Source organism: Kitasatospora sp. NPDC048662, assembly GCF_055587065.1.
The window spans coordinates 147204-173128 of record NZ_JBVJHA010000003.1 but is presented as its reverse complement, the minus strand read 5'-3'; the positions used below and the strand labels follow the sequence as shown (position 1 = coordinate 173128).

Sequence of the window (25925 nt, the reverse complement as noted above, 5' to 3'; positions counted from 1 at the left end):
CACGCAGCAAGGCCCGCCCCGAGGGGCGGGCCGGCCGGACGTCAGACGGCAGCGGGCTGCGGCTGCTTCGCAGGGGCGGGCGGGCCCTCGCCGTGCTCGATCCGCAGTTGCGGGAGGAGACGGTCGAGCCAGCGCGGCAGCCACCAGTTGTGGCGGCCGAGCAGGACGACCAGCCAGAGGCGGGCGGAGAGCCGGTCGGCGATGTCCGGGAAGGTCGCCGTGAGTGCCCCGAGCACAGTGATCCGCACCATCGTGCGCCGAGCCTATGCGATGGCTGGCCGCAACCGTCCACCACCTGCGCTCCGAGCGGGTCCGCCCGCTGCGTCCGCGTCGGCTCCAAGCCGCCGCCAAACCTCTCCCCGGGCCCCCGCACGAGCTCCCACCTGCGGATTCGCCGCCGTCACCGCCCACCGGGGTGCTGCTGCGGCCCGGGGGGAGGTGTGGACGACTTGTGCCACTGCATGATCCGTCCACCCTCCAGCTCTTCCATGCGCCCCCGGCGGGGGCCAAAGTAGTGCCCGTCGGCAGGGGAGCAGCAAAGACAGACCCGAATCCGACGCCGGAAATCCCCGACCGGTTGACCGGGCAATTCAGTTACCACGTACCGCAGTTCGCACAGAGAAGAGACTTCCGTGAACGCCACCCGCATGGCCCGCACCGCTCTCGTCGGTCTGCTTTCCACCGGCATCGCCGTGCTGATCGGGATCTCTTCCGCGCCTTCTTCGCACGCCACCGGCAGCGCCCTCGCCACCGGCGCCTCGGTGACCGCGCCGAACGAGAACCAGGGCGACCCGGACTGGGACGTGACCTGGGGTCGGTACTGATCGACCATTCGCGACCGGCTCACCGGAGGAGAACCACGCCTCTGCGGCGGGTGGTCGCTCACACCCCGGAGGCGAGGCGAACGGCGGACAGCGGGACGAAGCCGCCGCTGCCGCCTGCGGTGTCGCCCTCGCCGAGGCGGCGGAGCATGGCGACGGCGATCCGCTGGGCCTGCGCCTTGGCGCGTTCCGTGACGGGGCCCGCGTGCCGGCCGTCCAGCGTGGCGCGCCAGAGCTGGACCCAGCGGCCGAAGTGTTCGGCATGGAGCGGACTGATCGCGTGCAGCGCGGCGTGCGGCGCGAGCGCGTTGCCCCGGTAGGAGGCGGTGCGCAGCAGGGCGCTCTCCCAGAAATCGGTGATCCGCGGCAGGTGCGACTCCAGATCGAGGCGGGCGATCTCGGTGAAGACCGGGCCGAGCAGCGGGTCGGCGAACGCGGCACGGTAGAAGCGGCGCAGGGCGGACTCCAGCTCGGCCCGGGTGGTGATGTCCGGCAGTGCCACGGCTTCCTCCTCGTGCTGCTCGCGCCCGCTCAGGGTACGTCGGCACCGGGTCCGGCGGGAGGGCCGTTGGTCCCCTTCACCGCGCTCACCTGGCAGGATGCCGGTATGACCTTCCTCGCCGCGGACGACCGCTATGCCTCGATGACCTTCCGCCGTGCCGGGCGCAGCGGCGTGCAGCTGCCCGCCGTCTCGCTCGGGCTGTGGCACAACTTCGGTGACTCCCAGCCGTTGGAGGTGCAGCGCGCGGTGCTGCGCCGGGCGTTCGACCGCGGGGTGACGCACTTCGACCTGGCGAACAACTACGGCCCGCCGTACGGCAGTGCGGAGCGCAACTTCGGTTACCTGTTCGCGCAGGACTTCCGCCCGTACCGGGACGAGCTGTTCATCGCGTCGAAGGCGGGCTGGGACATGTGGCCGGGCCCGTACGGGGACGGCGGCTCGCGCAAGTACCTGCTGGCAAGCCTGGACCAGTCGCTGGAGCGGATGGGTCTGGACTACGTGGACGTCTTCTACTCGCACCGCTGGGACCCGTCGACTCCGCTGGAGGAGACCATGGGGGCGCTGGACACGGCGGTGCGCTCGGGCCGGGCGCTGTACGCGGCGATCTCGAACTACCCGGCGGAGCAGCACCGGGAGGCGGTGGCGATCCTGCGCGAGCTGGGCACGCCGTGTCTGCTGAACCAGGCCAGCTACTCGATGCTGAACCGGGAGCCGGAGCAGGGGCTGCTGGACGCGGTGGGTGAGACGCGGACGGCGCTGATCGCATACTCGCCACTGGCGCAGGGTCTGCTGACGGACCGTTACCTGAGCGGCGAGGTGCCTGCGGGTTCGCGGATGTCGGTGGGGCACTTCCTGAAGCAGGAGGCGCTGACGGAGGCGAAGTTGACGCAGCTGCGGGCGCTGGCGCAGGTCGCGCAGGGGCGCGGTCAGAGCCTGGCGCAGCTGGCGCTGTCCTGGGTGCTGCGGGACGAGCGGGTGGTGTCGGTGATCGTCGGCGCGTCGAGTGTGCGGCAGCTGGACCAGAACCTGGACGGGCTGGCGGCGGGCCCGCTCACCGCCGCGGAGCTGGCGGAGATCGACCGGCTGATCCTGAACGCCTGAACGCCTGAACGCCTGACCGCCTGACCGCCTGACCGCCTGAGCACCTGAGCGCTTGATCGCTTGATCGGTGCGGACGAACGGGCGGCCGGCCCGGGAGAGTCGGCCGCCCGCCCGTTCGGTGTCAGTGCAGCTGCGGCAGGACGGTCTCGGCGACCCGGTAGGCCTCCTCCAGCAGCGGGTTGCCGGACAGGATGAAGGTCTCGACGCCCAACTCCTGGAATTCCCGCAGCCGCTCCACGACCTGTTCGGTGGAGCCGACCACGGCGGTGCCGGGCCCGGGCCGGAACAGGCTCATGCCGGGCCACAGGTTGGGGTGGGCCTCCAGTTCCCGGGCGCGGGCCGGGACGCGGCCGCCGTGCTGACGGAACTGCCGCTGCCAGCCGATGCCGTCCTCGCCCTGCGCGCCGCCGAGTTGGCGGGCGTAGGTGGCCTGGCTGGTGACGTCGAGCAGGCGGTCGGCGGCGGCCCAGGCCTGTTCCTCGGTGTCGCGGACGATCAGGTGCAGGCGCAGGCCGAGCCGCAGGGTGCGGCCGTGCGCGGCGGCGCGTTCGCGGACCTTCTCCAGCTTCTCCCTGAGCAGGTGCGGGGGTTCGCCCCAGGTGAGGTACACGTCCACGTGTTCGGCGGCGACCTCGATGCCCGCCGGGGAGGATCCGCCGAACCAGAGCGGGATGTGGCTTTCGCGCAGCGGCGGCAGGTCGCGCAGGGACGCGCCGGCGTTCTTCAGCTGGTAGAACTCGCCTTCGTGGTCGAAGACTTCGCCGCTGGTGAGGCGCTTGACCAGGCTCCAGTATTCGGCGGACAGCCGGTAGCGGTCGTCGTGCTCGACGTGCAGACCGTACTCGCGCAGCTGGCCGGTGGAGCCGTTGACCACGTTGAAGCGGAGCCGGCCGGCGCCGTGCAGGTGCTCGAAGGACAGCGCCATCTTGGCGAGCAGGGTGGGCGCGATCAGCCCGGGGTGGACGGCGAGCAGGGGCTGGAAGCCCGGGCCGGTGGCGGCGGCGAGCGCGGAGCCGAGCGTCCACACGTCGTACTGGTCGGTGGCGAGCAACGCGCCACTGTAGCCGAGTCGTTCGACGGTGGCGGCGAGGTGCTGGAGGTAGCCGAGGTCGACCGGCCGGCGGCCCTCGGGCTCCCACGGGTAGTGGCCCTCGCGGGGGATCAGGTACCACAGGAATTCGGTGGCCATGGTGCTCAGTTCCCCTTCGCGGCACGCGAGATGGCGTCGGCGACGGCCTGCTCCAGGGCGGGCAGGTGAATGTCCGCGACGGTGACCGGGCGGTCGATGAAGCCGACCCGGTGGAAAATGTCGGCGGCCTCCTGCTGCTCGGCGACGAACTCGGCGGTGGCGGGCTCCAGTTGCCAGGGCAGCGCGCTCAGCGCGGTGTGCCAGTCGGCCGTCTCGCCGCCCTGGTCGGCGGCGGCGATCGCGGCCGCCTCCTCGGGGTGGGCGGCGGCCCAGTGGTCGGCGCGCTGCAGGGCGGTGACGATCGCGGCGATCACCTCGGGCCGCTGGACGGCGAGTTCACGGCGGGCGAAGAACACCGAGCGGTCGGTGATCACGTCCGTGGTGCGGATCAGTTCGCGGAACCCGCCGGTGCGGCGGGCGGCGGCGAGTTCCGCGCCCTGCGCGATCCAGCCGGCGATGGCGCCGCTGCGCAGCCGCTCGGCCTCGTCCCCGGCGGGGCGTTCGGCAGTGAGGTCGTCGCGGTACGAAAGTCCGTGCTGGTGCAGGGCCTTGGCGAGCAGGTGGGTCTGCCAGGAGCCGATGGCGAGCACCACGGTGGTGCCCCTCAGGTCGGCGACCGAGCCGATCGGGCCGTCGGCGGCGACCAGCAGCGCCCCGTGGTCGGGCCGGGGCGCGGACACCGCCGTGTAGACGATGTTGTGCCCGGCGGCCTGCGCGGTGATCGGTGGGGTGGAGCCCGTCCCGCCGAAGTCGATGGTGCCGTCCGCCAGGTAGCCTCCGGTCTTCGTGCCGTCGGCGTAGTGGTGGAACTCGGCACGTTCACCGAGCGGCGCCAACTCCTGCTGGAGGTAGTCGAGTCGGGCCAGGTGGGAAAGGGACGGGTTGGAGCGGTGCACACCGACGGTGACGGTCATGGGCGTGGTCTCTCTTCTTCTTGCTAGCTGACGGTGCGTCAGTCAGTGGTGGGCTTTGGTCTCCTGGTGCACGCCGAGATCGGCGAGCAGCTCGCGGCGCAGCGCCGCGAAGGCGGGGTCGGCGGGGTCGCGGGGCTGTTCGACGGCCACCGTCTCGTCCCGCACCAGTGCGCCGTCGCGCAGCACGGCCACCCGGTCGGCGAGGCGGATCGCCTCGTCGACGTCGTGGGTGACCAGCAGGACGGCGGGGCGGTGGCGGCGGCACAGGTCGCCGACCAGGTCCTGCATGCGCAGCCGGGTGAGCGCGTCCAGGGCGGCGAACGGCTCGTCCAGCAGCAGCAGTTGGGGTTCGCGCACGAGGGCCCTGGCGAGCGCGGCGCGCTGCGCCTCGCCGCCGGACAGGGTGCTGGGCCAGGCGTCGGCGTGTCCGGCGAGGCCGACCTCGGCGAGTGCCCGCCGGCCGGTCTCCCGGGTGGCGGCGCCGCGCGGCAGGCCGACGGTGACGTTGCCGAGGACGCGCTTGGACGGGATCAGTCGCGGCTCCTGGAAGACCACCGTCCGCGCCGGCGGCACCAGAACGGTTCCGCCGTCGGCCCGGTCGAGTGCGCCGAGGATGCGCAGCAGCGTGGTCTTGCCGGTGCCGGACGCGCCGAGCAGGGCGAGGAATTCACCGCGGGCGATGTCCAGGTCGATGCCGTCCAGGACGGTCCGGGTGCCGAACACCCGTCGCAGGCCCCGGACATGAACGGCGGGCGTGCTCATCGCCCCACCACCGCCCGGCCGTTGACGGGACGCCACGGCATCAGCAGCCGCTCCAGGACGCGCACCGCACCGTCGGCGGCCAGGCCCAGCAGGCCGTAGATCAGGATGCACACGGCGAGCACGTCGGTGCGCGAGAAGTTCTGCGCCTGGGCCATCAAGTAGCCGATCCCCTCGGTGGAGTTGATCTCCTCGGCGGCGATCAGCGCGATCACGCTGAGCGTCATCGACAGCCGCAGTCCGGACAGCAGTGCGGGCAGCGCCCCGGGCAGCACGACCTCGCGGACCACCGCCAAGCGCGACAGGCTGAAGCTGCGCATCGCCTCGACGAGTTTGCGGTCGGTGCTGCGCACGCCGCCGGAGGCGGAGACGTACATCGGGAAGGAAGTGGCGACGCCGATCAGCGCGACCTTCGCCGTCTCGGTGATGCCGAACCACACCATGAACAGCGGCACCAGCGCCAAGAACGGGACGGTGCGCAGCACTTGGACGGCGGAGTCGAGCAGTTCCTCGCCCAGCCGGAAGAATCCGGTGATCACGCCGAGCACCAGCCCGGCGCCCGCCCCGAACAGCAGGCCGAGCGCGGCCCGGGCCAGCGAGGTGGACAGCGCGGCGGTCAGTTGCCCGTTGCCCCACAACTCGCCGACGGCCTGGACGACTTGGCCGGGCGAGGCGAGCACGTCCGGGGTCAGCACGCCGGTCGCGGAGGAGACCTGCCAGGCGGCGAGCAGTCCGAGCGGGCCGAGGGTGCGCAGGGCGAGCGAGACGCCACGCGGGCGATCGGCGGTGGTCCGGGCGCGCGGTGCGACCAGCCCGGCGGCCCGCGCCTGTTCGGTGGTGGCGGTGGTGGTGCTCATTTCGCGGCCCCACCAAGGGAGTTGATGTTGATCAGATAGGGCTTGACGTCCACCTTCGCCTTGGTGACGCCCTGGTCGGCGTAGAACGCGGCAACCACGGCGAAGCGGGCGCTGTCGGCCTCGGTGATCGGCGAGTCCACGGCGCGCTGCCGGCCGAACTCGACGGCGATCTGCTGCTCGGCGGGGCTGACGGCGGTCGGGCCGGCGTCGGTGAACACGTTCAGGTAGGCGGCAGGGTCGGCCTTCTCCTTGGCGCCGTTCTTGTGCAGGTAGCCGTAGAACGCCTTCACCACCTCCGGGTGCTGCTCGGCGAAGCGCGAACGCACCGCCCACACCGCGTAGTTGTCGCTGCCGATGGCCTTGCCGTCCACCAGGAGGTGCGCGCCGGTGTTGGCGATCGCCGGAATGGAGAACGCCCCCCAGGTCGCCCAGGCGTCCACCTGGCCGGAGTTGAACACCCCGGAGGTCTGGTCGGCCCGCAGGTAGACCCGCTGCACCTGGTCGGCCGGGATGCCGTTCTTCTCCAGCGCCTTCAGCAGCAGGTACTCGGAGGTGCCGCCCCGGGAGACCGCGACCTTCTTGCCGATCAGGTCCTTGACCTCCTTGATCGGCGAGCCGTTCTTCACCAGGATGCCCTCGCCGGCCTCGTCCGGCGCGATCTGCGCGAACAGCTCGAAGCCGGGCTTCTGGGCGAGCGCGGCGATCGCCGAGGTGATCGAGCCCTGGGCGACGTCCAGTTGGTCCGCGTTCAGCGCCTGCGCGGCCGGGGCGAACGGCCCGGCGCTGCCCGTCCACACCACCTTGGCGTGCACGGCCGCCAGCGCCCGGTCCAGCGATCCGTCCTTCTTCCCCTTCGCCAGGAACCCGGAGTTCCCCGGGTCGGGCACCCGGAGCGCCACCTCGCCGCCCTTGCCGTCGGTGCTCCCATCGGCCCCGGGCCCGGACGAGCCGCAGGCGGAGAGGACGAGGGCGGCGGCGACCGCGATGACGGTGGCGGTGATTGTGCGCGGGATGGTGCTGCGCATGGGTCTCTCCTCTTGGATCACAGGGCGTGGGGGGCGTCAGGGACGGGCTTCAGGGGACGAGGGCGCGGGCGGCGGCCAGCGGGGCGGGGTCGGCCCAGGCGTGGACGTCCACCCGGTCGGCGAGGAAGCCGTGGGCGTGCAGGAACCGCTCCTGCTGGGCGAGCAGGTCGAGGCGCTCGGCGGACAGGTCCAGGTGCAGGGTGCGGTGCCCGCCCCCGGCGTACGCCCCGGCGACGCCGTCCGGTCCGGCGCCGGTCTCCGCGCCGAGGATCCGCGCCACCTCGGCCGGCCGCCCGGCCGCCCAGTCGGCGGCCCGCAGCAGGACAGCGACGAACCGGGCCACCAACTCGGGGTGCTCGTCCAGTAGTTGCTGGTGCACGGTGATCGGCCGCGGGGTGCCGTTGTTGATCCGGTGGCGGCGGTCGGCGAGCGCGTCCAGCTCCACGGCGGGCACCGCGCCGTACCGGCGGGCAGCCTCCACCGCCAGCGCGCCCTTCACGTACACCGCGTCCACCCGGCCGTCCCGCAGCGCCGCCAGCTCGGCCGCCCACTGCTCGCCGCCCGGCTCCGCCGCGACCTCCGTCAACTCGACGTCTTCCAGGCCGAGTTGAGCCGATTCGAGAGCGCCTCGGTGGCCGGCCAGCGCCATCGCCCGCCAGAAGTCGATACCGATCGGGTGCCGGGGCACCGCAAGCCTGGCGCCCCGCAGCTGCTCGGCGCAGCGGATGTCACTGCCCTCCCGGACCAGGACGGTCTGGCGCTCCTCGATCCAGGTGAGGCCGATCAGCCGGGTCCGCTCGCCACGCGAACGCGCCCACAGCGCAGGCACGTTGCCGCCCTCGCGGAACAGCGCGGTCAGCGCGTGCGTGTAGTGGTGGTCGGCGGCGACCTCGGGCGGGGCGTCCTGCAGGGAACGCACCTCGATGCCGTCGGCCGCGAACTCCTCGGCCAGCCAGCCCCGGTCGGCGGCGATACCGGTGGCGGTGGGCACCGGGCAGCGGGTGAACCACAGGGTGTCGGGGTACGGGGGTGCGCCGGGCACGGAAGGTACGGGGCTCATGGCGGGGCTCCGGAATGCTGGGAAAACGCACAGAAATCCCACACAGTGGGAACAGTGCGACGGGAAGGGGGAGTTCGGGGGAGCGCTCAGCGACAACAGCAGGGGCGCGGCCGGTGGGTCGTCACGGCGCGCTCCCTCCTGCTGGACCGGCCGACGGGGCCGGTGGCGGTCTGTCCGCCGATGGACCGAGCGTTCCACGACGCCGGGGCGCGGATCAAGCGTTGCCAGATCATGGGATCAGCTGTTCACACAGGGTGCACCGCCGCAACACCGCCGACATGCTCTGTTGGCTATCACGCCCATATCCTGGAAATCCCACCGCAGTTGACCCCATATGAGCCAATCCCGAAGAGGTGCGCGATGCCCGCCAGCCCCGGAACCCTGCAGTCACCGCCGGCCGGCGCCCAGGCAGTGCACCGGGCACTCGGCCTGCTGCACTGCTTCCACGACAACGGCCCCGACCTCAGCGCCTCCGAACTCGCCCGCAGAATGGGCCTGTCCGTCTCCACCGCGCACCGCCTGGCCCGCACCATGGTCGTCACCGGCTTCCTCGACCAGGACGAACGCACCGCCCGCTACCGGCTCGGCCCCGCCGTCGCCGAGCTCGGCCAACTCACCTTCCACCAGCGCGGCTTGCACCTGGCCGGCCCCGAACTCGACCAGCTCGCCCGCCGCACCGGCGCCACCGCCGACCTCGCCATCCGCTCCGGCCCGCACGCCGTCATCCTGGTCGGCGGCTCCGTCCTGCCCTCCACCGGCCTCGGCCTGCGCCGCCCGCTGCACTCCACCGCCCTCGGCAAGGTGCTGCTGGCCTGGCCCTCCCCCGCCGAGAGCCCGCTCCCCGCCCGGCTCCCCGCCTACACCGACCGCACCCTCACCGACCCCGCCGCCCTCGACGCCGAACTCGCCCTCACCCGCGAACGCGGCTACGCCCTCAACGACGGCGAGTCCGCCCCCGGTGTCCGCACCCTAGCCGTCCCCGTCCTCGACTCCACCCCCACCGCCCGCTTCGCCCTCGCCCTCCGCTCCACCCCCGCCCATCTCACCCTCGACACGCTCCCCCACGCCCTCACCCAGGCCCGCACCTGCGCCCGGGCCCTCGCCGTCCTCCTCCTCCCCCCGGACGAACGCTGACCGGACGGCCACCTCGACGAGCGCTGACCGGACGGCCACCTCTACGAAGCCAAGGCCTACGTGGACGCACTGGACCCGGAGGTCGTGGTACTGGACATCTCCTGCCACTGCTGACGCTCCGCCGGAATCTCGACCGTCCCCAGGCCGTCGCGGCGCACCCGCTCCGTGCCCCACGCACCGAGCGGCCGCAACGCCTGGTTGAGCGTGCGCCCCTGCTCGGTCAACGAGTACTCGACCCGCGGCGGCACCTCCGCGTACACCTCGCGGTGGACGAGCCCGTCCTCCTCCAGTTCGCGCAGGTGCTGCGTCAGCATCTTCTCGCTCACCCCCGGTAGCGCGCGCCGGAGTTGGGCGAAGCGACACACGCCGTGGGTGTCGAGCTCCCAGAGGATCAGGCCCTTCCACTTGCCGCTCACCACGTCGAGCGCGGCGTCGATGCCGCAGATGTACGGGCCCTGCCGGGGCGCCTTGGCCATCCCCGATCCCCCTTACTAAAAGGTAAGTACCGCAGAAAATAGTGGGTACTTCCGAGACTAACGGCACTCTCCGAGCATGGAGGGGTGAACGAACAGCAGAAGCTCAGCGCAGTCACCGTCATCGGCCTCGGCCCAATGGGCCAGGCCATGACCCGCACCCTCCTCGCCGCCGGCCACCCCGTCACGGTCTGGAACCGCACCCCCGCCCGCGCCACCGACCTCGTCGCCGCCGGCGCGACGCTCGCCGCGACGCCCGCCGAAGCCGTCGAGGCGAGCGAGCTGGTGATCCTCAGCCTCACCGACTACCGGGCCATGCACGACATCCTCGACGACTCCACCGCCGCGCTCGCCGGCCGCACGCTGGTCAACCTCAGCTCCGACACCCCCGACCGCTCCCGCGCGGCGGCCTCCTGGGCGGCCGGGCACGGCGCGGACTTCCTCACCGGCGGCGTCATGGTCCCCGCGCCGATGGTCGGAACGCCCGCCGCCCACGTCTACTACAGCGGCGACCCGCAGCTGATGGAACGCCACACCGCCGTCCTGGAGTTGCTCGGCACACCCAAGTACCTCGGCCCGGACCTGGGCCTCGCCCAGATGATGTACCAGGCCCAACTCGCCGTGTTCCTCACCACCTTGTCCGCACTGATGCACGCCACCGCGATGCTGGAGACAGCCGGGATGAAGGCCGCCGAGGGCCTGCCCGAACTGCTCGCCTCCGCCGACCAGATCGGTGCCATCCTGCGGGCCGTCGAAGAGACTCCCGGCACGGCCCTCGACGCCGGCGAACACCCCGGCCACCTCAGCACCGTCACCATGATGGGCGCCACCGCCGACCACATCGTCGAAACCAGCACCACCCTCGGCCTCGACCTCGCCCTCCCCCGCGCCGTGCAGGCCCACTACCGGCACGCGCTCGACCACGGCCACGGCAGCGACAACTGGACCCGCATCATCGACGCCATCCGCCCGCCGCGCTGACCAGCAACGGGGCACGTGAAGGCAGTCACCCTGCCCAGGCTCACGCGCCCCCACACCATCACGGGCGAAAGTGGCCACGTTCGTGTGAACGTACGTGCCCACCGCCCGTGTTGGTGCTGCCCCGCTCCATAAGGTCCCTCATTAACCGCCGCTCGGCGGGCCTGCGACCTCACAAGGAGTCAACTACCCATGTCCGCACCCGTCGTTGACACGTTCGGCCCGGTTGCCCCCGGGGCCCGCTCCGCCCTTCCGGCCGCACCGGAACCGCACGAGGAGTGGTCCCTCGAAGGCGGAACGGCCTGGGTGTACTACAGCCCGCTGAACCGCCGCCAGCTGGTCCGGCCGGTCATCCTCTCCGACGGCTTCTCCGGCGGGAAGAGCAGCCTCGACCAGCTCTGGAACGGCCTGGAGGAGAACGGCAACTTCCGCTTCGTCTCCGAACTCCACGCCACCGGCCGCGACGTGATCATCCTCGGTTACAACGACCGGACGGCGTCGATCACCGCCAACGCCGACACCGCCATCGACTGCATTCGCCGGGCCCTCGCCGAGCGGGTCGGCCGGTCGAAGCTGGTCGTGGGCGGATTCAGCATGGGCGGACTGATCACCCGCTACGCGCTGGCGAAGATGGAGAACGACCCCAATATGCCCGACCACGAGACCGCCCTCTACCTCTCCTACGACACCCCGCACCAGGGCGCGTGGTTCCCCGTCGCCCTCCAGGCGTTCACCCACTTCGCCACCGAGAACTGGGGGGACACCCCCGAACTCGGGCCGGTGCTGCGCCAGTTCTCCGGTCTGCTCAACAGCACCGCCGCCAAGCAGATGGCCCGCTGGCACCTCGACAAGCTCACCGGCACCCCCGGCGAGGCGCCCGAGCGGACGGCCTTCCTCACGGCCCTCGACAAGGTCGGCGGTTGGCCGCGAACCCTCCGCACGATCGGTGTCGCCAACGGCGTGGACACCGGCGCCGACAACGGCGTCAAGCCCGGCACCACCGCCGCGAAGTGCGACGGCGACACCCTGACCGACACCTGGCTCAAGACCCAGGCCCAGGGCGACCACGAAGTCGCCCGCCTCCAGAAGGCCGGCGGCCAGCCGGTCGCCGTCCGCACCAACGGCCTGCCCGACATCGACGGCGCCCCCGGCGGCCTGTTCGTCCTGCCGTCCGCCGCGGGCGACACCGGCAGCTTCGGCCTGGCCGCCCTCCTGATGACCCTGCTCGGCAACGCGGTCGACCCGGAGATCATCACCACGTCCTGCTTCATCCCCACCATCAGCGCCGTCGCCGCCGGTGACATCAGCGACCAGCAGGCCCTCTACCGCCCGGTCACTCGGGACGACAGCGCCCTCGACGCCTTCCTCTGCGCCGGCCGCAACGAGGGGCACACCACCATGACCGAGGAACTCGGCTCCTGGCTCGTGAACGAGATCGCGAACATGTGACCACCCGAGGGGCGGGCGGGGGCTTCCCAGTGCCCCCGCCCGTCCTCGTGCTCCCGTCCAACACGGACTCGTGCTCCCGTCCAGCACGGGCCGGTCGCCGCGTGCACGGACGGCCCGCACCATCCCGGACCCGTGCGGGACTCAGTACAGGTACTCGACCCCGAAGTACTCCTCGCCCTGGCCGAACAGCGGATCCACCTTCGCCAACCCCAAGTACCGCCGAACCATCGGATCCCAGTCCTGCTCGTGAAGCCGCTCGACCATGGCCCGGTAGCGCGCCGACGTGATCGGCGGCCCGGTCTGCACCGCGATGCGCGCATCGCCCCTGAGCTCCAGCAGGGCCTCGTGTTCCAGAACGGTGATCAGCACGAACGCCGCCGAGCGCACCATCGCCTCGGGCGACTCCAACTGCGCGTAGTACACCGGCAGTCCCGCCCGGACCGCAGCGGAGGTGCGGCACGCGAGATCCTCACTTCCCGGGCAGCTCTCCGCATAGGACCACCCGCCGGTGCCGAGGTCCACCAGGAACCCCAGCGCCACCGCCCGCACCCCGGCCGGTCCGCAGGACCCGAGCCGGATCAGGTGCGGCACCGCGGCCTCCGCCGGCAGCAAGTACCCGCCGGAGTGGCCGTGGTAGACCAGGTCGAACAGGCGGTGGGCCCATCTGCGGGCCTCCGCGCGGTCCGTCGAGGCCGCCAGCCCGCGCAGCACCTCGGGGATGTCCACCCCACCACCCGGGTAGTGGTCGGGACCGCTGCAGAGGTGCGCCCACTGAGCAGGGTCGAGATCGAGGAGTTCCACCAGGTCAGGCTAGTGGCGGGCTCGCCGCGAGGCCGAACCCGACCTCAACTCCCCTCGCCCATCCCGAAGTCCGACCGTTCCGGTTCGACGGCGACGAGCTCGACCTCGAACCCGTCGGCGTTCTCCAGGTAGGCCGCAAAGGTCTGTTCGCCACCGGCGTGCGGGTGACGGTCGGGGAACATCAGGGTCCAGCCGTGCTGCGCGGCCTCGGCGGCCAACTCCGCCACCGCGTCCCGCCCCTGGACGTGGAACGCCAGGTGATTCAACCCGGGCCGGCACCGGTCGTGCTGGTCCGCGGTGAGTGCCGGCGACTGTTCGAGGACCAGGTAGGCCGTCCCGAGCCGCCAGCTGCGGCCACGGCTCCAGCTCTGGAACACCGTCCACCCCAGGCCTTCCAACAGCCAGCCGAAGGAAGCGACCGCGCGGTCCAGATCGGGTACCCAGATCTCGACATGGTGCAGCATTCCGGTGGTCGGGCGGGTCATACGGCCCCTCATCAGGTGATCTCGACGGCCGGAGGCCGCACTCCGGCGAACCCCGGCATTGTAGGCGGGAGTCCGGGCGCACCGCCCGCGCCCCGGGACAGCGACCCACCCCGGGGCGCGGCAGGAACGCACCAGCGCGTCAGGCCACCGGCGCGTACTTGTAGCCGACCCGGCGGACCGTGACGATCGTGTCGCGGTAGGCGGCGCCGAGCTTGCGGCGCAGGCGCGCGACGTGCACGTCCACGGTGCGGCCGTCGCCGACGTGGCCGTAACCCCAGACGGTGTGTACGAGTTGGTCGCGGGTGTGGACGCGGTGGGGGTGCTCGGTGAGGTGGGCCAGGAGCTCGAACTCCAAGTACGTGAGGTCGAGCAGGGAACCGTCGACGTACGCGTTGCGGCGGTCGAGGTCCACCGAGATGCCACTCTCGGCAGGGCGGGTGAACGGCCGAACCGGAGCGGCGGCCGGCACAGCCACCGGCACGGGAGCGACCTTCTCGGCGGGCACCAGCACCAGGTAGCCGACCAGCGGAGCGTTCGCGCCGGCCCCGAGCTGCGCCAACAGGCCCTGCGGCAGCACGGATTGGGGCAGCGCGGCGACGACGGCGGCACCGTCCTTGAGGCCGGCCAGCAGGCTCTCGGGGGCGATGACGGGCGCGGGCCGGGTCATGGGGGCCGGGGCCGGAGCAACCCGGCGGTACTCGGCGTCGCGGGGGTGGTTCGACAGGGTGCGGACCGCTCGCAGGTGCGGGGTCGCGGTGGCGGCGGCAGTGGCGGCGTAGGACATTCGAGGGCTCTTTCGCGCGTGACGGTCGGTGGGTGGTCGTCGTCTGCGCTTCCGGCGCGCCGGGGCTGACGGGTCGGTCAGTGCGGCGGGCGGGAGACGCGGGGTACGCGCCGACAGGTCTGGTCGAAGTGGTGGGCCTGGCGCGAGGGCCAGAACGGTTCGAGAAGAACGCGAGGGTTCACAGGACGGCTTCTCCGGAGCACGACGGGTCGGTGGGGACGCACAGAACCGCCACCACGCCCATGCGGCAAGGGTGGTGACGGTGCGTCAGCGACAGCAGGCGCTGTAGATCAGACCGTGGTCGATGTACCGGCGGACGGTCAGCACGGGGAGAGCGGAGGCGCGGGCCACTGCGGTCATGGCGCTGCTCCTCCCCCGGTACGTGTCAGGAACCCGCACCGAACGGCGGGCCCGGATACGAGACTTCCACGCCAGGTGCCCGAAAGGCAACCCACTGTACCCACTGGTCCGCAGGCCAAGACCGAAACCATCCACCATCCGGACACCGACGCCCTGACCTGCAAAAACGCCAATAGGCGCCCAGTACTACAGTCGCACCCCAACCCGGTCCGCGGCGTGCTCGACCAGTCGGATGAGCAACTCCTTGCCGTCCTCCCGCCGCCGCGCGTCGCACAGCAGCACCGGCACGCTCTCCGGCAGGTCGAGCGCGGCGCGGACGTCCTCGGGCGCGTACACCTCGGTGCCCTCGAAGCAGTTGACGGCGACCACGAACGGGATGTCGCGCTGCTCGAAGTAGTCGACGGAGGGGAAGGAGTCGGCGAGCCGCCGGGTGTCGGCGAGCACGACCGCGCCGAGGGTGCCGCGGGCGAGTTCGTCCCAGACGAACCAGAAGCGGTCCTGGCCGGGGGTGCCGAACAAGTAGAGGGCGAGGCCGGGCTTGAGGTCGATCCGGCCGAAGTCCATGGCGACGGTGGTGGTGCGCTTGGCCTCGACGCCGGCGGTGTCGTCGATCGGGCGGCCGCGCTCGCTGAGCGTCTCCTCGGTGCGCAGCGGCCGGATCTCGCTGACGGCGCCGACCAGGGTGGTCTTGCCCGCGCCGAAGCCGCCGGCGATCAGGATCTTGACCGCGTTGGCGGCCCAGGGGGCCTTGCGGGTCGCGGATATCGACGAAGCGTCAGAGTGCACGAAGGCCATTGATCACGTCTCGCAACAGTCGCTCGTCCGGTTGCTGGGCGAGCTGGAAGGGTCGGGTGACGCTGATCAGGTCGGCGTCGTGGAGGTCGCCGAGCAGCACCCGGACCACGCTGACCGGCAGGTCGGTGTAGGAACCCAACTCGGCGACGCTGAGGGGTTCTTCGCAGCAGAGCTGGAGGATGGCGTGGTGCTCCGGGCCGATCGGGAGGTCGGCCGGGACGCCGCCGGGAGCGAGGTACTGCCCGGCGGCGGTGATCAGCGAGATCAGGTCGAACAGGCCGTCGTCGACCGGCCGGGCGCGTCCTCTGGTCATCGAGAACAGCCGGACCATCGGTCCGGCGTCGTCGTCGAACCAGCGGTTGTCCACCGGCGTGCGGGGCGCGAACAGGTCGATCGGCGTGTCGTCGGCCGATGTCTGGTCCGCGGTCTCACCGCCGGGGCCGGCCGGGGCGGTGGCCTCGGTCGGCTCGGTCGGCTCGGGCTCGCTCATTGATCGGTCATCTCCCGGGCGGCGTGGTGTCGGTCCTCGGCTCGGCGGCCAGGTGCTCGCCGACGCGCTTCACCAACAGTGCCATCTCGTAGGCGATTTGGCCCACATCGGATTCGGCGTCGCTGAGCACGGCCAGGCAGCTGCCGTCACCGGCGGCGGTGATGAACAGGAAGGCCTCGTCCAGTTCGACCATGGTCTGCCGGACGCCGCCGACCTGGAAGTGCCGGCCGGCGCCCTTGGCGAGGCTGTGGAAGCCGGCGGCGACGGCGGCCAGGTGCTCGGCGTCCTCCCGGCCGAGGCCGCTGGAGACGCCGGTGGCCAGGCCGTCGCTGGACAGGATCACCGCGTGCCGAAGGGTCGCGACGCGGCCGACCAGGTCGTTGAGGAGCCAGTCGAGGCTCCCGGACGGCGGAGTTGTTGCGGTCATGATTCGGTTCCTTCTGCTGGTGCGGGCGGTGCATCCGGCGGCTGGTGCGCCGGTGGGACGGAGCGGACGGGGGCGGCCGGCAGCGCGGGCGGCACCGGCGCGGAGGGGAGCGCGACCCGCAGCCGGGGCGGTCGGCCGGACGGCGGCGCGACCGGCCGAGCCGGCTCGGCACCGGGCCCGGCCGGGTCGGGCTCGGAGCGCACGACGGTCAGCGAGGCGGGCTGCAGCCGGTCGCCGCGGCCGCGGGCGAAGCCGCGCTGGAAGGAGGCGAACGCGGAGCGGGCCTCCTCGGGGCTGCGCTCGCGGGCCGGTTCGGGACTCTCGGGGCCGGCGCCGGCCCGCAGTTGGGGCGCGAGGCTGGCCTGCCGGACCCGGCGCGGCAGCAGCCCCCCGGCCACCGGCGCGAGCGGCGTGACGGGCGCGGCGGACGGCGTGACAGGCGCCTCCGCAGGAGCAGGATCGACCGTACGCCGGTGCCGCCCGGTTCCTGACGCAGCGTCAGTAACCTCACCCTGCCCGGGAGTTCGCCGTCGCGGCAGCCCTCCCGGCTTCGCCGAAGGGTCGGCGGCGGACGGTCGCGGCCCGCCGAGCACCTTCGCGGAGGCGGCGTGCGCGGGGGCGGCGTGCGCGCGGCCGGGTTCGGGGGTGCCGGTGGCCCGGCGGTGGGTGGCGTCGTCGGCGGGGCGGGCTCCGTCAGGGGCCATCTCCGCGGCGTCGGCGAGGAGTTCGCGCGGGATCAGCACCACGGCGGAGGTGCCGCCGTACGGGGAGGGCCGCAGGTGGACCCGGATGCCGTGCCGACGGGCGAGCCGGGAGACCACGAACAGGCCCAGCCGGTCGGTGTCGGCGAGGTCGAACTCCTGCTCCACGGCGAGGCGTTGGTTGACCTCGCCGAGGTGTTGCTCGTTCAGGCCGAGGCCACGGTCGTCGATCTCCAGGCAGAAGCCGTGCGCGACCACCTCGCCCTGGACGGTGACCTGGGTCTGCGGCGGGGAGAATACCGTGGCGTTCTCGACGAGTTCGGCGATCAGGTGGGTGACGTCGGCGACGGCGGAGCCGAGCAGCCCGGTGCCGGGGAACGGCCGGACGATGACCCGGGCGTAGTCCTCGACCTCGCCGACGGCGGCGCGCACCACGTCCACCATCCGGACCGGCTTGCGCCAGGCGCGGCCGGGCGAGCCGCCGGAGAGGATGATCAGGCCTTCGGCGTGGCGGCGCATGCGGGTGGTGAGGTGGTCGAGCCGGAACAGGTCTTCCAGTTCGCGCGGGTTCTCGGTGCGGCGTTCCATGGTGTCGAGCAGGGTGAGCTGGCGGTGCAGCAGCACCTGGGAGCGGCGGGCCAGGTTGACGAAGACGGCGGAGACGCCGCGGCGCAGTTCGGCCTGTTCGACGGCGGCTTCGACGGCGACCCGCTGCACCTCGTTGAAGGCGCGGCCGACCTGGCCGATCTCTCCGGCGCCGAAGTCGAGTTGGGGGACTTCGGCGATCACGTCGACCTCTTCGCCGCGGCGCAGCCGGAGCATCACGGAGGGCAGCCGGTTGGTGGACAGGTCGGCGGCGGCGTTGCGCAGGCCGATGAGTTCGCGCACCAGGCGGCGGCCGATGCGGTAGGAGACGGCGATGGACAGCACCACGGCGAGCAGGCCGACCAGGCCGGCGATGGCGCCGCGCAGCAGGGAGTTGACGGCGTAGGCGTGGGCCTGGTCGCCGGTCTTGGCGACCAGGCGGGCGTTCATGGCGGCGATGTCGGCGAGGACCCGGTCGGCGTTGTCGCCCCAGTTGTCGACGGGGCCGCCGCGGACTTCGGCGCCCCGGTCGGTGGCGTTGTCGAAGCCGGTTTCGGCGAGGGTGAGGGCCCGCCAGGCCTCGCTGTTGCGCAGTTCGGTGTAGTCGTGTTCGTCCTGCGGGTCGAGTTCGGCGACGTAGACCCGGAACAGGGTCTGCTGGGCGTGCATGGCGTCCAGGGCGACCTGCTGTTTGCGGGTGTCGGCGGCGGTGGCGGTGCTGCCGGCCCGCAGGGCGCGCATCGCGGCGGTCTCCTGGGCCAGGTAGTCGGTGGCCCGGCTGAGTTCGACCAGGAGGGTGCCCTGGCGGGGCAGGGCGCCGCTCTCCTTGGCGACGAAGGAGGACCGGAAGGCGAAGACCGGGCCGATCAGGCCGCTGTAGTCCTTGAGTGCGCCGTCCCAGCTGGATTGGTGCTGGCGGATCTGGCTGCGGACGGCGGCGAGTTCGTCGGCGGCCGAGATGAGGTCGCGGAGGCGGGCGCGCTGGTCGCCGGTGAGCTTTTCGGCGTCGCGGCTGCCTGCCTGGTAGAGCAGCAGTTGCAGGTCCCGGTCGGTGACGGTCTGGGACTTGAGGTAGGAGTCGGCGTAGGCCTTGCTCGTGGGGTCGGCGAGGTGCAGCACGGCGGCGGTGCGTTCGATGCTCAGGTCTTCGACGTACTGGTCGGCGGGGTCGCCGAAGCTCTTGTAGGTGGTGCTGAGGTCGAGTTGGCTCCACACGCCGCTGGTGGTGATCAGTGTGGAGTAGGCCCACAGGCCGCCGAGCGCCACGATGGGCACCAGGAGCAGCGCGATGATCCTCGCGCGGATCGAGCTGCGGCGCAGGCGCATGTGGGTCCTCTGGTGGTCCTCGGTCGGTGTGGTCGCCGGGCACGAGCGGCCGGGGGCAGGGGTGGGCGTCAAGAGGTACGGAGGGGTGCGAGAGCCGCGAGCCTACTACTTACTGACCGTCCGTTCGTAGGGTGAATTTGCATCGTGATCGTGTGGTGTCCGTATCGTCCTTTAATTTCCGCGCCCGCGCCCTTCAGTGCCCCGACCTGCGGCACTGTGCCCGGTGCGGGGTGTCGCCGGGCGGTGACTCTGGGCAGCGCCGCGTCGATCGGGTAGCTTCGCCGATGCCGCCCTCCGCCGGTGCGACCGGGGGCGGGGATCGGCGGAACGGGGGTACCGTGCGAGAGATCAGCAGCCCCGCGCTCGGCAGCTCGGCCGTGACCGGCGGGCTGGCCGACTCGGTGTTCGACCGGGCCGAGCGCGAACCGCGGCTGGTGCAGTTGTCCCGCTGGGCGGACGGCGCCTGGCAGCCGGTGACGGCCGCTCAGTTCCGCGACGAGGTGCTGGCCCTGGCCCGGGGCCTGCTCACCCGCGGCGTGCGCTACGGCGACCGGGTCGCGGTGATGTCCTCCACCCGCTACGAGTGGACGCTGTTCGACTACGCGCTCTGGTCGGTCGGCGCGATCCCGGTACCGGTGTACCCGACGGCGGCGCCCGAACAGGTGCGCTGGATCCTGGCCGAGACCTCCGCGGTGGCCTGCGTGGTCGAGGACGAGGACCAGGCGATGACGGTCGGCGCGGTCTGCGACGCGCTGCCGGCCCTGACCGGCATCTGGCAGCTCGACCGGGGCTGCGTGGAGCAGTTGACGGCGGACGGACAGGGGGTGCCGGACGCCCTGGTGCACCGTCAGCGGGTCGGGGTGACGCCGGATTCCCTGGCCAGCGTCATCTACACCTCGGGCACCACCGGCCGCCCGAAGGGCTGTCTGCTGACCCACGGCAACTTCGCGGCGGTCGCGGACGCGGTACTGCACGGCTGGGCGGAGGTGTTCGACGACACCGGCGGCGACCAGGCCGCCACCTTGCTGTTCCTGCCGCTGGCGCACGTGTACGGCCGGCTCGCCCAGATCGCGGCGATCCGCGGCGGCATCCGGATCGGCCATCACGCCAAGCTGGCCGCGGACAGCCTGCTGCCGGCCCTGGCGGCCTTCCGGCCGACCTTCCTGCACGCGGTGCCGTACGTCTTCGAGAAGATCCACCGCCGGGCCCGGGAGGCCGCCGAGGCGTCCGGCCGGCTGGAGACCTTCCTGCAGGCCGAGCAGGTCGCGATCGAGTGGGCGACCGCCTGGGAGCGCCGGGCGCACCGCAAGGGCCCCGGCCCGTCCCCCGCGCTGCGGCTGCGGCACGCCGCGTACGAGCGCCTGGTGTACCAGCGGGTGCGGGCCGTGCTCGGCGGCCGGGTGCGGGCCGTGATCTCCGGCGGGTCCACGCTGGGACGGGAGTTGGCGCTGTTCTTCGCCGGCGCGGGCATGACGGTGTACGAGGGCTACGGCCTGACCGAGAGCTCCGCCGCGATCACCGCCAATCCGCCGGACCGGCCCAGGTTCGGCACCGTCGGCCGCCCGATACCGGGCGCGGCGGTGGCGATCGCCGAGGACGGCGAGGTGTGGGTGCGCGGCCCCGGCGTGTTCTCCGGCTACCTCAACCACCCGCGCTGCACCCAGGAAGCGCTGCACGGCGGCTGGTTGGCCACCGGCGACCTCGGTTCGCTGGACGAGGACGGCTACCTGACGCTGACCGGCCGCAAGAAGGAGGTGATCGTCACCTCCAGCGGCAAGAACCTCGCCCCCGCGATCCTGGAGGAGCGCGTCCGGGCGCACCCGCTGATCGCCCAGTGCCTCGTGGTGGGCGACAACCGGCCGTACCTGGCGGCCCTGATCACCCTCGACGCGGTGGCCCTCACGCACTGGCTCAAGTCCCGCGGCCGCCCGCAGCTGGACATTCCGGCGGCGCTCACCGACCAGGAGCTGCACCAGGAGGTGCAGCGGGCCGTGGCCGCCGCCAACACCACCGTCTCGCGCGCCGAGTCGATCCGCGCCTTCCGGCTGCTGCCACGCGAATTCACCCTGGAGGAGGGCCTGTTGACGCCCTCGCTGAAGATCCGCCGAGCAGCCGTGGCGGAACGCTACGCCCGGGACCTCGACGAGCTGTACGCCGGCTGACCGTCCTCTTCCGGACGCTGACGGACCATCACCTGACGGGGCCCAACGAACGTTGACCGATCTCCGACGTCCCCCTTGACCGCCAGGATTGGTCCAGTCCATTGTGTGCACCTGGCCCGGTGCGGCAGGGCCGCGACCGACCCCCGCCCCCTCCGGGAGTCACGTCTTCTCTCCTCCCCCACACTGGAGTTGATCCGTGCCCAGTTCCGCACGCCGCCGTCTCGCGACGGCTGTCGCCGCCACCGTGCTGGCCGCCCTCGCCACCGCCCCGGCCGCGCACGCCGACGCCCGGGCGGCGGCCGCCGAGGCCCCCACGGTCAATCTCGCCACCAACCCCGGGTTCGAGATCCCCACCCTCCCACTCGCCGACTGGGGCTCGATCCCCGGCTGGCACTGCGCCACCGGCGAGGGCGCCGTCACCACCGCGGCCCGCACCGGCAGCTCCGCGCTGGCCATCACCCCGGCCTCCGCCGACTCCACCGGCCAGTGCGTCCAGACCCTCGCGGTGCGCCCCAACACCAGCTACACGTACCGGGCCTGGGTGCACGGCTCGTACGCCTTCATCGGCGCCACCGGCACCGGCCACGACGTCCCGCCGGCCTGGACGGCGTCCACCGGCAGCGGCTGGCAGCAGCTGTCCACCACCTTCACCACCGGCGCCACCACCACCTCCGTGCAGCTGTACGCGCACGGCTGGTACGGCCGGGGCCCGATCACGGTGGACGACGTCAGCGTCACCGGCGACACCCCGGCCCCCGCGTACGCCACCTGGAACGCGCCGACCTCGGACAAGGTGGTCTTCCTGACCATCGACGACGGCTGGTTCCGCACCCCCGAGGCCGCGCAGCTGATCGCCGACCACAAGCTGCCGGTCACCGCGTTCCCACTGCCCATGCCGGAGGGCTTCGAACCGGACTACTTCAGCCGGATCACCGCGGCGCCCGGCTCCTCCCTCCAGGACCACACCGTCTCGCACCGGGACCTGACAACCCTGTCGCTCGCCGAGCAGCAGGCCGAGATCTGCGACGCCCGCGACACGGTCGCCGCCCGCTACGGCACCACGCCGACCATCCTCCGGCCGCCGTTCTTCGCCTTCGACGCCAACTCCCGGCAGGCCGCCGCGAACTGCGGCATCAGGTACCTGCTGACCGCCACCGCCGACTTCACCTCCGGCGCCGCGAACGTCTACCACGGCGGCCCGCTCCAGCCCGGCGACGTGATCATCCTGCACTTCACCGACACCCTGGCGAGCGACCTCCGGCGCGCCCTGGACGCGGCCCGCGCGGCCGGCCTGACGCCCGCCGCACTCACCGACCACCTGCACTGAACCGGCACCGCGAACATAAGGCTGACGTATCGTCAGTCCGTGGCGGTCCACGAACACCGGTGTCCGGGCCCCTCCCATGGGCCCGGACACCGGCTCACGCGTCCCGCACGGACGCCCCACTCACCCGCTCCGAGGATCAGGCGCCCGCGGAGAAGCTCGGCAGGTAGCCGTACGCCTGGCCCGAGGAGTTCGGGTGGTAGCTGTCGCTGATCGGCAGCGTGGTGCTGTTCAGCCACTGGGACGAGGAACCGCAGATCTCGTGGCCGGAGAAGATCGACCGGACGTCCTTGAAGGTGAAGCCGGCCGCCGTCACCTGCTTGGAGATCACCGTGTCCAGGGTGTCCGCCGCGCTGTTGATCGCGGTCCGCTTGGTGTCCGAGATGCCGAGGATGCAACTGCCCGGCACCTGGTACAGGTGCGGGTAACCCAGCACCACCACATGCGCGTTGGGCGCCTTGGCCTTGATCTGCGCGTACAGGTTGGAGAGCTTGCCCGGCAGCGTGTTGTTGGCGTAGCTCTTCGCCGTGTTCACCGCGCTCAGGCACGAGGCGTCGCTGCTCAGCACGCAGGTCTGCATGGTCGAGGCGAAGCCCGCGTCGTTGCCGCCGATGGTGATCGAGATCAGGCTGGTCGAGGAGCTCAGCGAGCTGATCTGGTTGGCGAGCACGTCATCGGTCGTCGCACCCGAGCAGGCCACGAACTTGAACGAGGTCGGGGCGTGCGCGTTCTTCCACAGGTACGGGTAGGCGTTGGTGCTGCGACTGCAGCTGCCGCTCTCGCTGGTGTAGCTGCCCGATCCGACACCGGCCGAGTACGAGTCGCCCAGCGCCACGTAGTTGACGCCGGCGGCGCTCGCCTGGGTGGCGGCGGCAAGGGTGGTGATGGACAGGGCCGCCGCGGTGAGAGCGACGGTGACGGCACGGACTCTAGTCATGTTTCCTCCATGGGTGACGCAGGCCACACATTGGATACCAGCCAGTAGCCTCGGGGGGAAGCGGTCATGCCAAAGAATTTGACGAACTCTCATCCAACGGACACCCAGAACTCGCTACGCGCGAAGACCCACCCCTGACCTGGGCTGCGGAAATTCCCTCCAGCCCCCTCCCGAACGTCCGATCGCCCAATTTTTCACCTGACGCACCGTCAACTCACGCCCCATCTCCGTACGCGACGGGGTCGTGACACTGCGTACCCGGCTGCCGGGGCACCGCACCGGCGCACAACACCTCCCCGCCCGCCCCACCCTCCACCGCCACGAAGAGTGCCCTGGCCGGACCGGTCACCGACGGACGACGCCGACGAGCGCCGCCCCCGACCCCGGGGCCAATTCGTCACCGTCCGCAATCGTCCATCCGGCGAAGTCCACCTACTCACCCGCCGCAGAATTCGCAAATTCCCACCGGAATTCCCGGAAATTCCGCGCCTCGACAATTCGATCGCCGGCGACTCCGGAAACCGACCCCGCCACCCGGAAACGCAGCTCCGGATCGAACAGCTCCCCCGCCCCGGAGGAGACCCTCGAACCAGCCGAAAGCGATCGGAAGCAGAATTCCGGACAAGCCCGCCCCTGCGACTCCCCGCTTCGCACACATTGCCGCCATACCTGCCCCAACTCCCGCGCGCGATCCCCCCCTTGCTCCGACCGAACCACTCGCGGGATGTGATCCACGCCACACAACGGCCCCGGTCGCGCGGCCCATGCCCGGGATTCCGACATATACGCGCGTAAATTCCGCACAACACGGCGGCAAGCCGCACCGAACGCGGGGAAACCCCGACAGCGCGAGGTGGATCACCGCCGACAACCGGCTTTCTTCCCGCCCGACGACCAGTTTTGGCCGCGCTCGTCACCGACCGGCGCGGTGGGCATTTCGGGCAAGGGAGTAATCATGAACAGGACCATTCGTCATGCGGCCAAGGCCACCCTCGGCATGACTGGCAGCACCCCGGCCAGCAGCGTCGTCACCACCAACGACGGCATCGTCCTCGTCGGCCGGAAGCGGATCACCGGCACCCGCTGACCCGAACCACTCCACGCCCCGACCGACGAGCCGGTGCCGCCCCACCCCCGTGGGGGCGGCACCGGCCCACCGCGCCCTGAACACCCGTCAGCCGGTGAGCCCCGGCGCGGACCAGCTCGGGTCGCGACCGAGCAGCAGCAGGATCCGGTCCAGCACCTCGGCCCCGGCCGGCACGTCCAGCGCGGGCGCGAACGCGGCGCCCTCCCCCTCGCGGGCGGCCCCGGTGGGAACCTGCTCGGCGACCGCCAGTGCGGCCGCCAGCACGTCCGCGTCGAACTCGATCCCGACCCCGAGAGTGGCGGCGACGTCCCAGCCGTGCACCACGTAGTCCACCAAGTGGAAGCCGATCGCCTGAACGGCCGGGAACCACTGCCCGCCGCGCACCTCCGGAAGCCAGAACTCCCGCTCCAGCACGCCCTCCTCGCCGAACGCAGAGGTCACTGCCACCGCCGACGCGGCGAACGCCCCGGCCGGATCGCCGCCGACCGGGCGGTCGCGCCAGACCTCGCGCCCGTGCAGCTCACCGCCTGCCGCGAACGCGAAGCCGTGGTTCTGCCCCGTCATGTGCGCGAGAAGCTGCCCGAGTGTCCAGTCCCCGCACGGGGTCGGGCGATCGAGCCGGTCGGCCGCGACGCGGTCGACGACGGCCCGGGTGACCTTCAGTGCGCGTGCGTCGAACTCCTGAATATCCGTCATGTCGCGGATGCTACCCGGCGAGTCCGCCAACTCGGTTGGCAGCAAAACCAGTTGACACATCACACCGACCCGCCGGGCGCCGGCCCGCTCAGCGCAACCGGCAGCCCCCGAGCGGCAGTTCCTCGATCGTCTCGTTCGCCGACCCCGGAACCCCCAGCACCGCGACCGCCGCCGCCACCGCCGCACGGGCCTGCTGCAGGCCGGCCGCGCCCCAGCCGAGGAGCTCGACGGCCAGGCCGGGGGCGACCAGCAGGCGCCGGTAGTGGCGGCCGGAGGCCGGGTCGGGCGCGGACGGGCCCGCGCCGTACAGCGCCGCGGCCATCCGGACCCGGGCGCACTCGTGGCCGCCGTTCGCCGAGCCGACCCGGTCGTACAGGTAGCCGAGGTACACCGGCGGTCCGATCCTCGCCTGGGCCTCCTCCCCCGCCTCCCGGGCCAGCGTCGCCCCCGGGTCGCCCGCGTCCTCCACCTCCAGCGAGCCGCCGGGCAGACTGACGATGCCGTCGCGCGGGTTGACCAGCGTGAGCACCCGGCCGTCGGGGGCGAACAGCCAGCCCCAGGACTGCTTCACCGGCAGCCCTTCCGGCACCGCGACGCCCGGGTGCCAGGGCCACCCGGCATTCGGTCGGCGCCGGACCAGCCCGAGCAGTTCGGAGATCTCCGGGCTGTACTCGATGCCCATGCCACTCCCTCCGCACTCCGG

The 25925-nt window shown here is 72.1% G+C and carries 27 protein-coding genes; 8 read left to right on the top strand and 19 right to left on the bottom strand.

What is annotated here, in order from left to right; translation table 11 throughout:
* Positions 1-41: 41 nt before the first annotated feature.
* Positions 42-251, bottom strand: coding sequence for a hypothetical protein (locus tag ACZ6R9_RS11340; RefSeq protein ID WP_380484717.1), 210 nt, complete (start codon positions 249-251; stop codon positions 42-44).
* Positions 252-632: 381 nt separating this feature from the next.
* Here ACZ6R9_RS11340 and ACZ6R9_RS11335 point away from each other — a divergent pair, with 381 nt between their 5' ends.
* A complete protein-coding gene (locus ACZ6R9_RS11335) occupies positions 633-824 on the top strand; it encodes a hypothetical protein (RefSeq protein WP_380484715.1) in 192 nt (63 codons plus the stop codon).
* A 58-nt stretch (positions 825-882) separates the two neighbouring features.
* Here ACZ6R9_RS11335 and ACZ6R9_RS11330 read toward each other — a convergent pair whose 3' ends face one another.
* Positions 883-1323, bottom strand: a complete 441-nt coding sequence (locus tag ACZ6R9_RS11330; protein ID WP_380484713.1) for a group III truncated hemoglobin — start codon at positions 1321-1323, stop codon at positions 883-885.
* A gap of 105 nt (positions 1324-1428) precedes the next feature.
* On the opposite strand from ACZ6R9_RS11330, the gene ACZ6R9_RS11325 reads away from it, so the two are divergent.
* On the top strand, positions 1429-2424 hold the full coding sequence (locus ACZ6R9_RS11325) for an aldo/keto reductase (RefSeq protein WP_380484838.1): 996 nt from the start codon (positions 1429-1431) through the stop codon (positions 2422-2424).
* Positions 2425-2545: 121 nt separating this feature from the next.
* On the opposite strand, the gene ACZ6R9_RS11320 is transcribed toward ACZ6R9_RS11325, so the two are convergent.
* Genes ACZ6R9_RS11320 through ACZ6R9_RS11295 form a run of 6 tightly spaced genes read right to left on the bottom strand, consistent with a single transcriptional unit; the run spans position 2546 to position 8228 of the window.
* On the bottom strand, positions 2546-3613 hold the full coding sequence (locus tag ACZ6R9_RS11320; RefSeq protein ID WP_465537928.1) for an LLM class flavin-dependent oxidoreductase: 1068 nt from the start codon (positions 3611-3613) through the stop codon (positions 2546-2548).
* 5 nt (positions 3614-3618) lie between these two features.
* Positions 3619-4527, bottom strand: a complete 909-nt coding sequence (locus ACZ6R9_RS11315; protein ID WP_465537926.1) for an ABC transporter substrate-binding protein — start codon at positions 4525-4527, stop codon at positions 3619-3621.
* A 42-nt stretch (positions 4528-4569) separates the two neighbouring features.
* A complete protein-coding gene (locus ACZ6R9_RS11310) occupies positions 4570-5289 on the bottom strand; it encodes an ABC transporter ATP-binding protein (RefSeq protein ID WP_465537924.1) in 720 nt (239 codons plus the stop codon).
* Positions 5286-6143 carry an ABC transporter permease gene (locus tag ACZ6R9_RS11305; protein WP_465537922.1) on the bottom strand — a complete coding sequence of 286 codons (858 nt, stop codon included), beginning with the start codon at positions 6141-6143 and terminating at the stop codon, positions 5286-5288. Before ACZ6R9_RS11305 ends, ACZ6R9_RS11310 begins: the two co-directional genes overlap by 4 nt.
* Complete coding sequence (locus ACZ6R9_RS11300; protein WP_465537920.1) at positions 6140-7168, bottom strand: NrtA/SsuA/CpmA family ABC transporter substrate-binding protein; 1029 nt, start codon at positions 7166-7168, stop codon at positions 6140-6142. Before ACZ6R9_RS11300 ends, ACZ6R9_RS11305 begins: the two co-directional genes overlap by 4 nt.
* A 49-nt stretch (positions 7169-7217) precedes the next feature.
* Positions 7218-8228, bottom strand: a complete 1011-nt coding sequence (locus ACZ6R9_RS11295) for an ABC transporter substrate-binding protein (RefSeq protein ID WP_465537918.1) — start codon at positions 8226-8228, stop codon at positions 7218-7220.
* Between the two features lie 360 nt (positions 8229-8588).
* Here ACZ6R9_RS11295 and ACZ6R9_RS11290 point away from each other — a divergent pair, with 360 nt between their 5' ends.
* Entirely contained in the window at positions 8589-9362 is a 774-nt protein-coding gene (locus ACZ6R9_RS11290; protein ID WP_380484700.1) for an IclR family transcriptional regulator, read from the top strand.
* Between the two features lie 56 nt (positions 9363-9418).
* On the opposite strand, the gene ACZ6R9_RS11285 is transcribed toward ACZ6R9_RS11290, so the two are convergent.
* Positions 9419-9838 carry a winged helix-turn-helix transcriptional regulator gene (locus ACZ6R9_RS11285; RefSeq protein ID WP_380484698.1) on the bottom strand — a complete coding sequence of 140 codons (420 nt, stop codon included), beginning with the start codon at positions 9836-9838 and terminating at the stop codon, positions 9419-9421.
* A gap of 84 nt (positions 9839-9922) precedes the next feature.
* Between ACZ6R9_RS11285 and ACZ6R9_RS11280 the strand changes: the two genes are divergently transcribed.
* A complete protein-coding gene (locus tag ACZ6R9_RS11280) occupies positions 9923-10816 on the top strand; it encodes an NAD(P)-dependent oxidoreductase (RefSeq protein ID WP_465537915.1) in 894 nt (297 codons plus the stop codon).
* A gap of 189 nt (positions 10817-11005) precedes the next feature.
* On the top strand, positions 11006-12262 hold the full coding sequence (locus ACZ6R9_RS11275) for an esterase/lipase family protein (protein ID WP_465537913.1): 1257 nt from the start codon (positions 11006-11008) through the stop codon (positions 12260-12262).
* A 141-nt stretch (positions 12263-12403) separates the two neighbouring features.
* Here the strand turns inward: ACZ6R9_RS11275 and ACZ6R9_RS11270 are convergent, their stop codons facing one another.
* The 7 genes from ACZ6R9_RS11270 to ACZ6R9_RS11240 all read right to left on the bottom strand — a co-directional run bounded on the left by ACZ6R9_RS11270 (position 12404) and on the right by ACZ6R9_RS11240 (position 19016).
* Positions 12404-13063, bottom strand: coding sequence for a hypothetical protein (locus tag ACZ6R9_RS11270; protein WP_380484691.1), 660 nt, complete (start codon positions 13061-13063; stop codon positions 12404-12406).
* A gap of 44 nt (positions 13064-13107) precedes the next feature.
* Positions 13108-13548 carry a VOC family protein gene (locus ACZ6R9_RS11265; protein ID WP_465537910.1) on the bottom strand — a complete coding sequence of 147 codons (441 nt, stop codon included), beginning with the start codon at positions 13546-13548 and terminating at the stop codon, positions 13108-13110.
* Between the two features lie 139 nt (positions 13549-13687).
* The gene (locus ACZ6R9_RS11260) at positions 13688-14332 is read right to left on the bottom strand and encodes a winged helix-turn-helix domain-containing protein (RefSeq protein ID WP_465537908.1); all 645 of its coding nucleotides are present in this window, start codon (positions 14330-14332) and stop codon (positions 13688-13690) included.
* A 546-nt stretch (positions 14333-14878) separates the two neighbouring features.
* Positions 14879-15487 carry a GTP-binding protein gene (locus ACZ6R9_RS11255; protein ID WP_380484687.1) on the bottom strand — a complete coding sequence of 203 codons (609 nt, stop codon included), beginning with the start codon at positions 15485-15487 and terminating at the stop codon, positions 14879-14881.
* The gene (locus ACZ6R9_RS11250) at positions 15468-15977 is read right to left on the bottom strand and encodes a DUF742 domain-containing protein (protein ID WP_380484685.1); all 510 of its coding nucleotides are present in this window, start codon (positions 15975-15977) and stop codon (positions 15468-15470) included. The genes ACZ6R9_RS11255 and ACZ6R9_RS11250 overlap by 20 nt, the downstream gene beginning before the upstream one ends.
* A gap of 7 nt (positions 15978-15984) precedes the next feature.
* Positions 15985-16404 carry a roadblock/LC7 domain-containing protein gene (locus tag ACZ6R9_RS11245; protein WP_380484683.1) on the bottom strand — a complete coding sequence of 140 codons (420 nt, stop codon included), beginning with the start codon at positions 16402-16404 and terminating at the stop codon, positions 15985-15987.
* On the bottom strand, positions 16401-19016 hold the full coding sequence (locus ACZ6R9_RS11240; RefSeq protein ID WP_465537905.1) for a sensor histidine kinase: 2616 nt from the start codon (positions 19014-19016) through the stop codon (positions 16401-16403). Before ACZ6R9_RS11240 ends, ACZ6R9_RS11245 begins: the two co-directional genes overlap by 4 nt.
* A 338-nt stretch (positions 19017-19354) precedes the next feature.
* On the opposite strand from ACZ6R9_RS11240, the gene ACZ6R9_RS11235 reads away from it, so the two are divergent.
* Positions 19355-21178 carry an AMP-dependent synthetase/ligase gene (locus ACZ6R9_RS11235; RefSeq protein WP_380484680.1) on the top strand — a complete coding sequence of 608 codons (1824 nt, stop codon included), beginning with the start codon at positions 19355-19357 and terminating at the stop codon, positions 21176-21178.
* A 196-nt stretch (positions 21179-21374) separates the two neighbouring features.
* Positions 21375-22505, top strand: a complete 1131-nt coding sequence (locus ACZ6R9_RS11230; protein ID WP_380484678.1) for a polysaccharide deacetylase family protein — start codon at positions 21375-21377, stop codon at positions 22503-22505.
* A 136-nt stretch (positions 22506-22641) separates the two neighbouring features.
* On the opposite strand, the gene ACZ6R9_RS11225 is transcribed toward ACZ6R9_RS11230, so the two are convergent.
* Positions 22642-23439, bottom strand: coding sequence for an SGNH/GDSL hydrolase family protein (locus ACZ6R9_RS11225; protein ID WP_465537902.1), 798 nt, complete (start codon positions 23437-23439; stop codon positions 22642-22644).
* 955 nt (positions 23440-24394) lie between these two features.
* Between ACZ6R9_RS11225 and ACZ6R9_RS11220 the strand changes: the two genes are divergently transcribed.
* Positions 24395-24526 (top strand): hypothetical protein, encoded by a 132-nt coding sequence (locus tag ACZ6R9_RS11220; protein ID WP_380484674.1) that lies wholly within the window; start codon positions 24395-24397, stop codon positions 24524-24526.
* A gap of 87 nt (positions 24527-24613) precedes the next feature.
* On the opposite strand, the gene ACZ6R9_RS11215 is transcribed toward ACZ6R9_RS11220, so the two are convergent.
* Positions 24614-25222 carry a TIGR03086 family metal-binding protein gene (locus ACZ6R9_RS11215; protein WP_465537900.1) on the bottom strand — a complete coding sequence of 203 codons (609 nt, stop codon included), beginning with the start codon at positions 25220-25222 and terminating at the stop codon, positions 24614-24616.
* Between the two features lie 88 nt (positions 25223-25310).
* Positions 25311-25904 carry a hypothetical protein gene (locus ACZ6R9_RS11210; protein ID WP_465537898.1) on the bottom strand — a complete coding sequence of 198 codons (594 nt, stop codon included), beginning with the start codon at positions 25902-25904 and terminating at the stop codon, positions 25311-25313.
* Positions 25905-25925: the final 21 nt, after the last annotated feature.

What these genes read in the sequence shown, in the direction of transcription:
- ACZ6R9_RS11210 (WP_465537898.1), bottom strand. Translation starts at nt 25,904, where the DNA reads ATGGGCATCGAGTACAGCCCGGAGATCTCCGAACTGCTCGGGCTGGTC.
- ACZ6R9_RS11305 (WP_465537922.1), bottom strand. Translation starts at nt 6,143, where the DNA reads ATGAGCACCACCACCGCCACCACCGAACAGGCGCGGGCCGCCGGGCTG.
- ACZ6R9_RS11250 (WP_380484685.1), bottom strand. Translation starts at nt 15,977, where the DNA reads ATGAGCGAGCCCGAGCCGACCGAGCCGACCGAGGCCACCGCCCCGGCC.
- ACZ6R9_RS11240 (WP_465537905.1), bottom strand. Translation starts at nt 19,016, where the DNA reads ATGCGCCTGCGCCGCAGCTCGATCCGCGCGAGGATCATCGCGCTGCTC.
- ACZ6R9_RS11225 (WP_465537902.1), bottom strand. Translation starts at nt 23,439, where the DNA reads ATGACTAGAGTCCGTGCCGTCACCGTCGCTCTCACCGCGGCGGCCCTG.
- ACZ6R9_RS11325 (WP_380484838.1), top strand. Translation starts at nt 1,429, where the DNA reads ATGACCTTCCTCGCCGCGGACGACCGCTATGCCTCGATGACCTTCCGC.
- ACZ6R9_RS11310 (WP_465537924.1), bottom strand. Translation starts at nt 5,289, where the DNA reads ATGAGCACGCCCGCCGTTCATGTCCGGGGCCTGCGACGGGTGTTCGGC.
- ACZ6R9_RS11290 (WP_380484700.1), top strand. Translation starts at nt 8,589, where the DNA reads ATGCCCGCCAGCCCCGGAACCCTGCAGTCACCGCCGGCCGGCGCCCAG.
- ACZ6R9_RS11215 (WP_465537900.1), bottom strand. Translation starts at nt 25,222, where the DNA reads ATGACGGATATTCAGGAGTTCGACGCACGCGCACTGAAGGTCACCCGG.
- ACZ6R9_RS11320 (WP_465537928.1), bottom strand. Translation starts at nt 3,613, where the DNA reads ATGGCCACCGAATTCCTGTGGTACCTGATCCCCCGCGAGGGCCACTAC.
- ACZ6R9_RS11255 (WP_380484687.1), bottom strand. Translation starts at nt 15,487, where the DNA reads ATGGCCTTCGTGCACTCTGACGCTTCGTCGATATCCGCGACCCGCAAG.
- ACZ6R9_RS11260 (WP_465537908.1), bottom strand. Translation starts at nt 14,332, where the DNA reads ATGTCCTACGCCGCCACTGCCGCCGCCACCGCGACCCCGCACCTGCGA.
- ACZ6R9_RS11245 (WP_380484683.1), bottom strand. Translation starts at nt 16,404, where the DNA reads ATGACCGCAACAACTCCGCCGTCCGGGAGCCTCGACTGGCTCCTCAAC.
- ACZ6R9_RS11340 (WP_380484717.1), bottom strand. Translation starts at nt 251, where the DNA reads ATGGTGCGGATCACTGTGCTCGGGGCACTCACGGCGACCTTCCCGGAC.
- ACZ6R9_RS11265 (WP_465537910.1), bottom strand. Translation starts at nt 13,548, where the DNA reads ATGACCCGCCCGACCACCGGAATGCTGCACCATGTCGAGATCTGGGTA.
- ACZ6R9_RS11295 (WP_465537918.1), bottom strand. Translation starts at nt 8,228, where the DNA reads ATGAGCCCCGTACCTTCCGTGCCCGGCGCACCCCCGTACCCCGACACC.
- ACZ6R9_RS11300 (WP_465537920.1), bottom strand. Translation starts at nt 7,168, where the DNA reads ATGCGCAGCACCATCCCGCGCACAATCACCGCCACCGTCATCGCGGTC.
- ACZ6R9_RS11275 (WP_465537913.1), top strand. Translation starts at nt 11,006, where the DNA reads ATGTCCGCACCCGTCGTTGACACGTTCGGCCCGGTTGCCCCCGGGGCC.
- ACZ6R9_RS11285 (WP_380484698.1), bottom strand. Translation starts at nt 9,838, where the DNA reads ATGGCCAAGGCGCCCCGGCAGGGCCCGTACATCTGCGGCATCGACGCC.
- ACZ6R9_RS11220 (WP_380484674.1), top strand. Translation starts at nt 24,395, where the DNA reads ATGAACAGGACCATTCGTCATGCGGCCAAGGCCACCCTCGGCATGACT.
- ACZ6R9_RS11315 (WP_465537926.1), bottom strand. Translation starts at nt 4,527, where the DNA reads ATGACCGTCACCGTCGGTGTGCACCGCTCCAACCCGTCCCTTTCCCAC.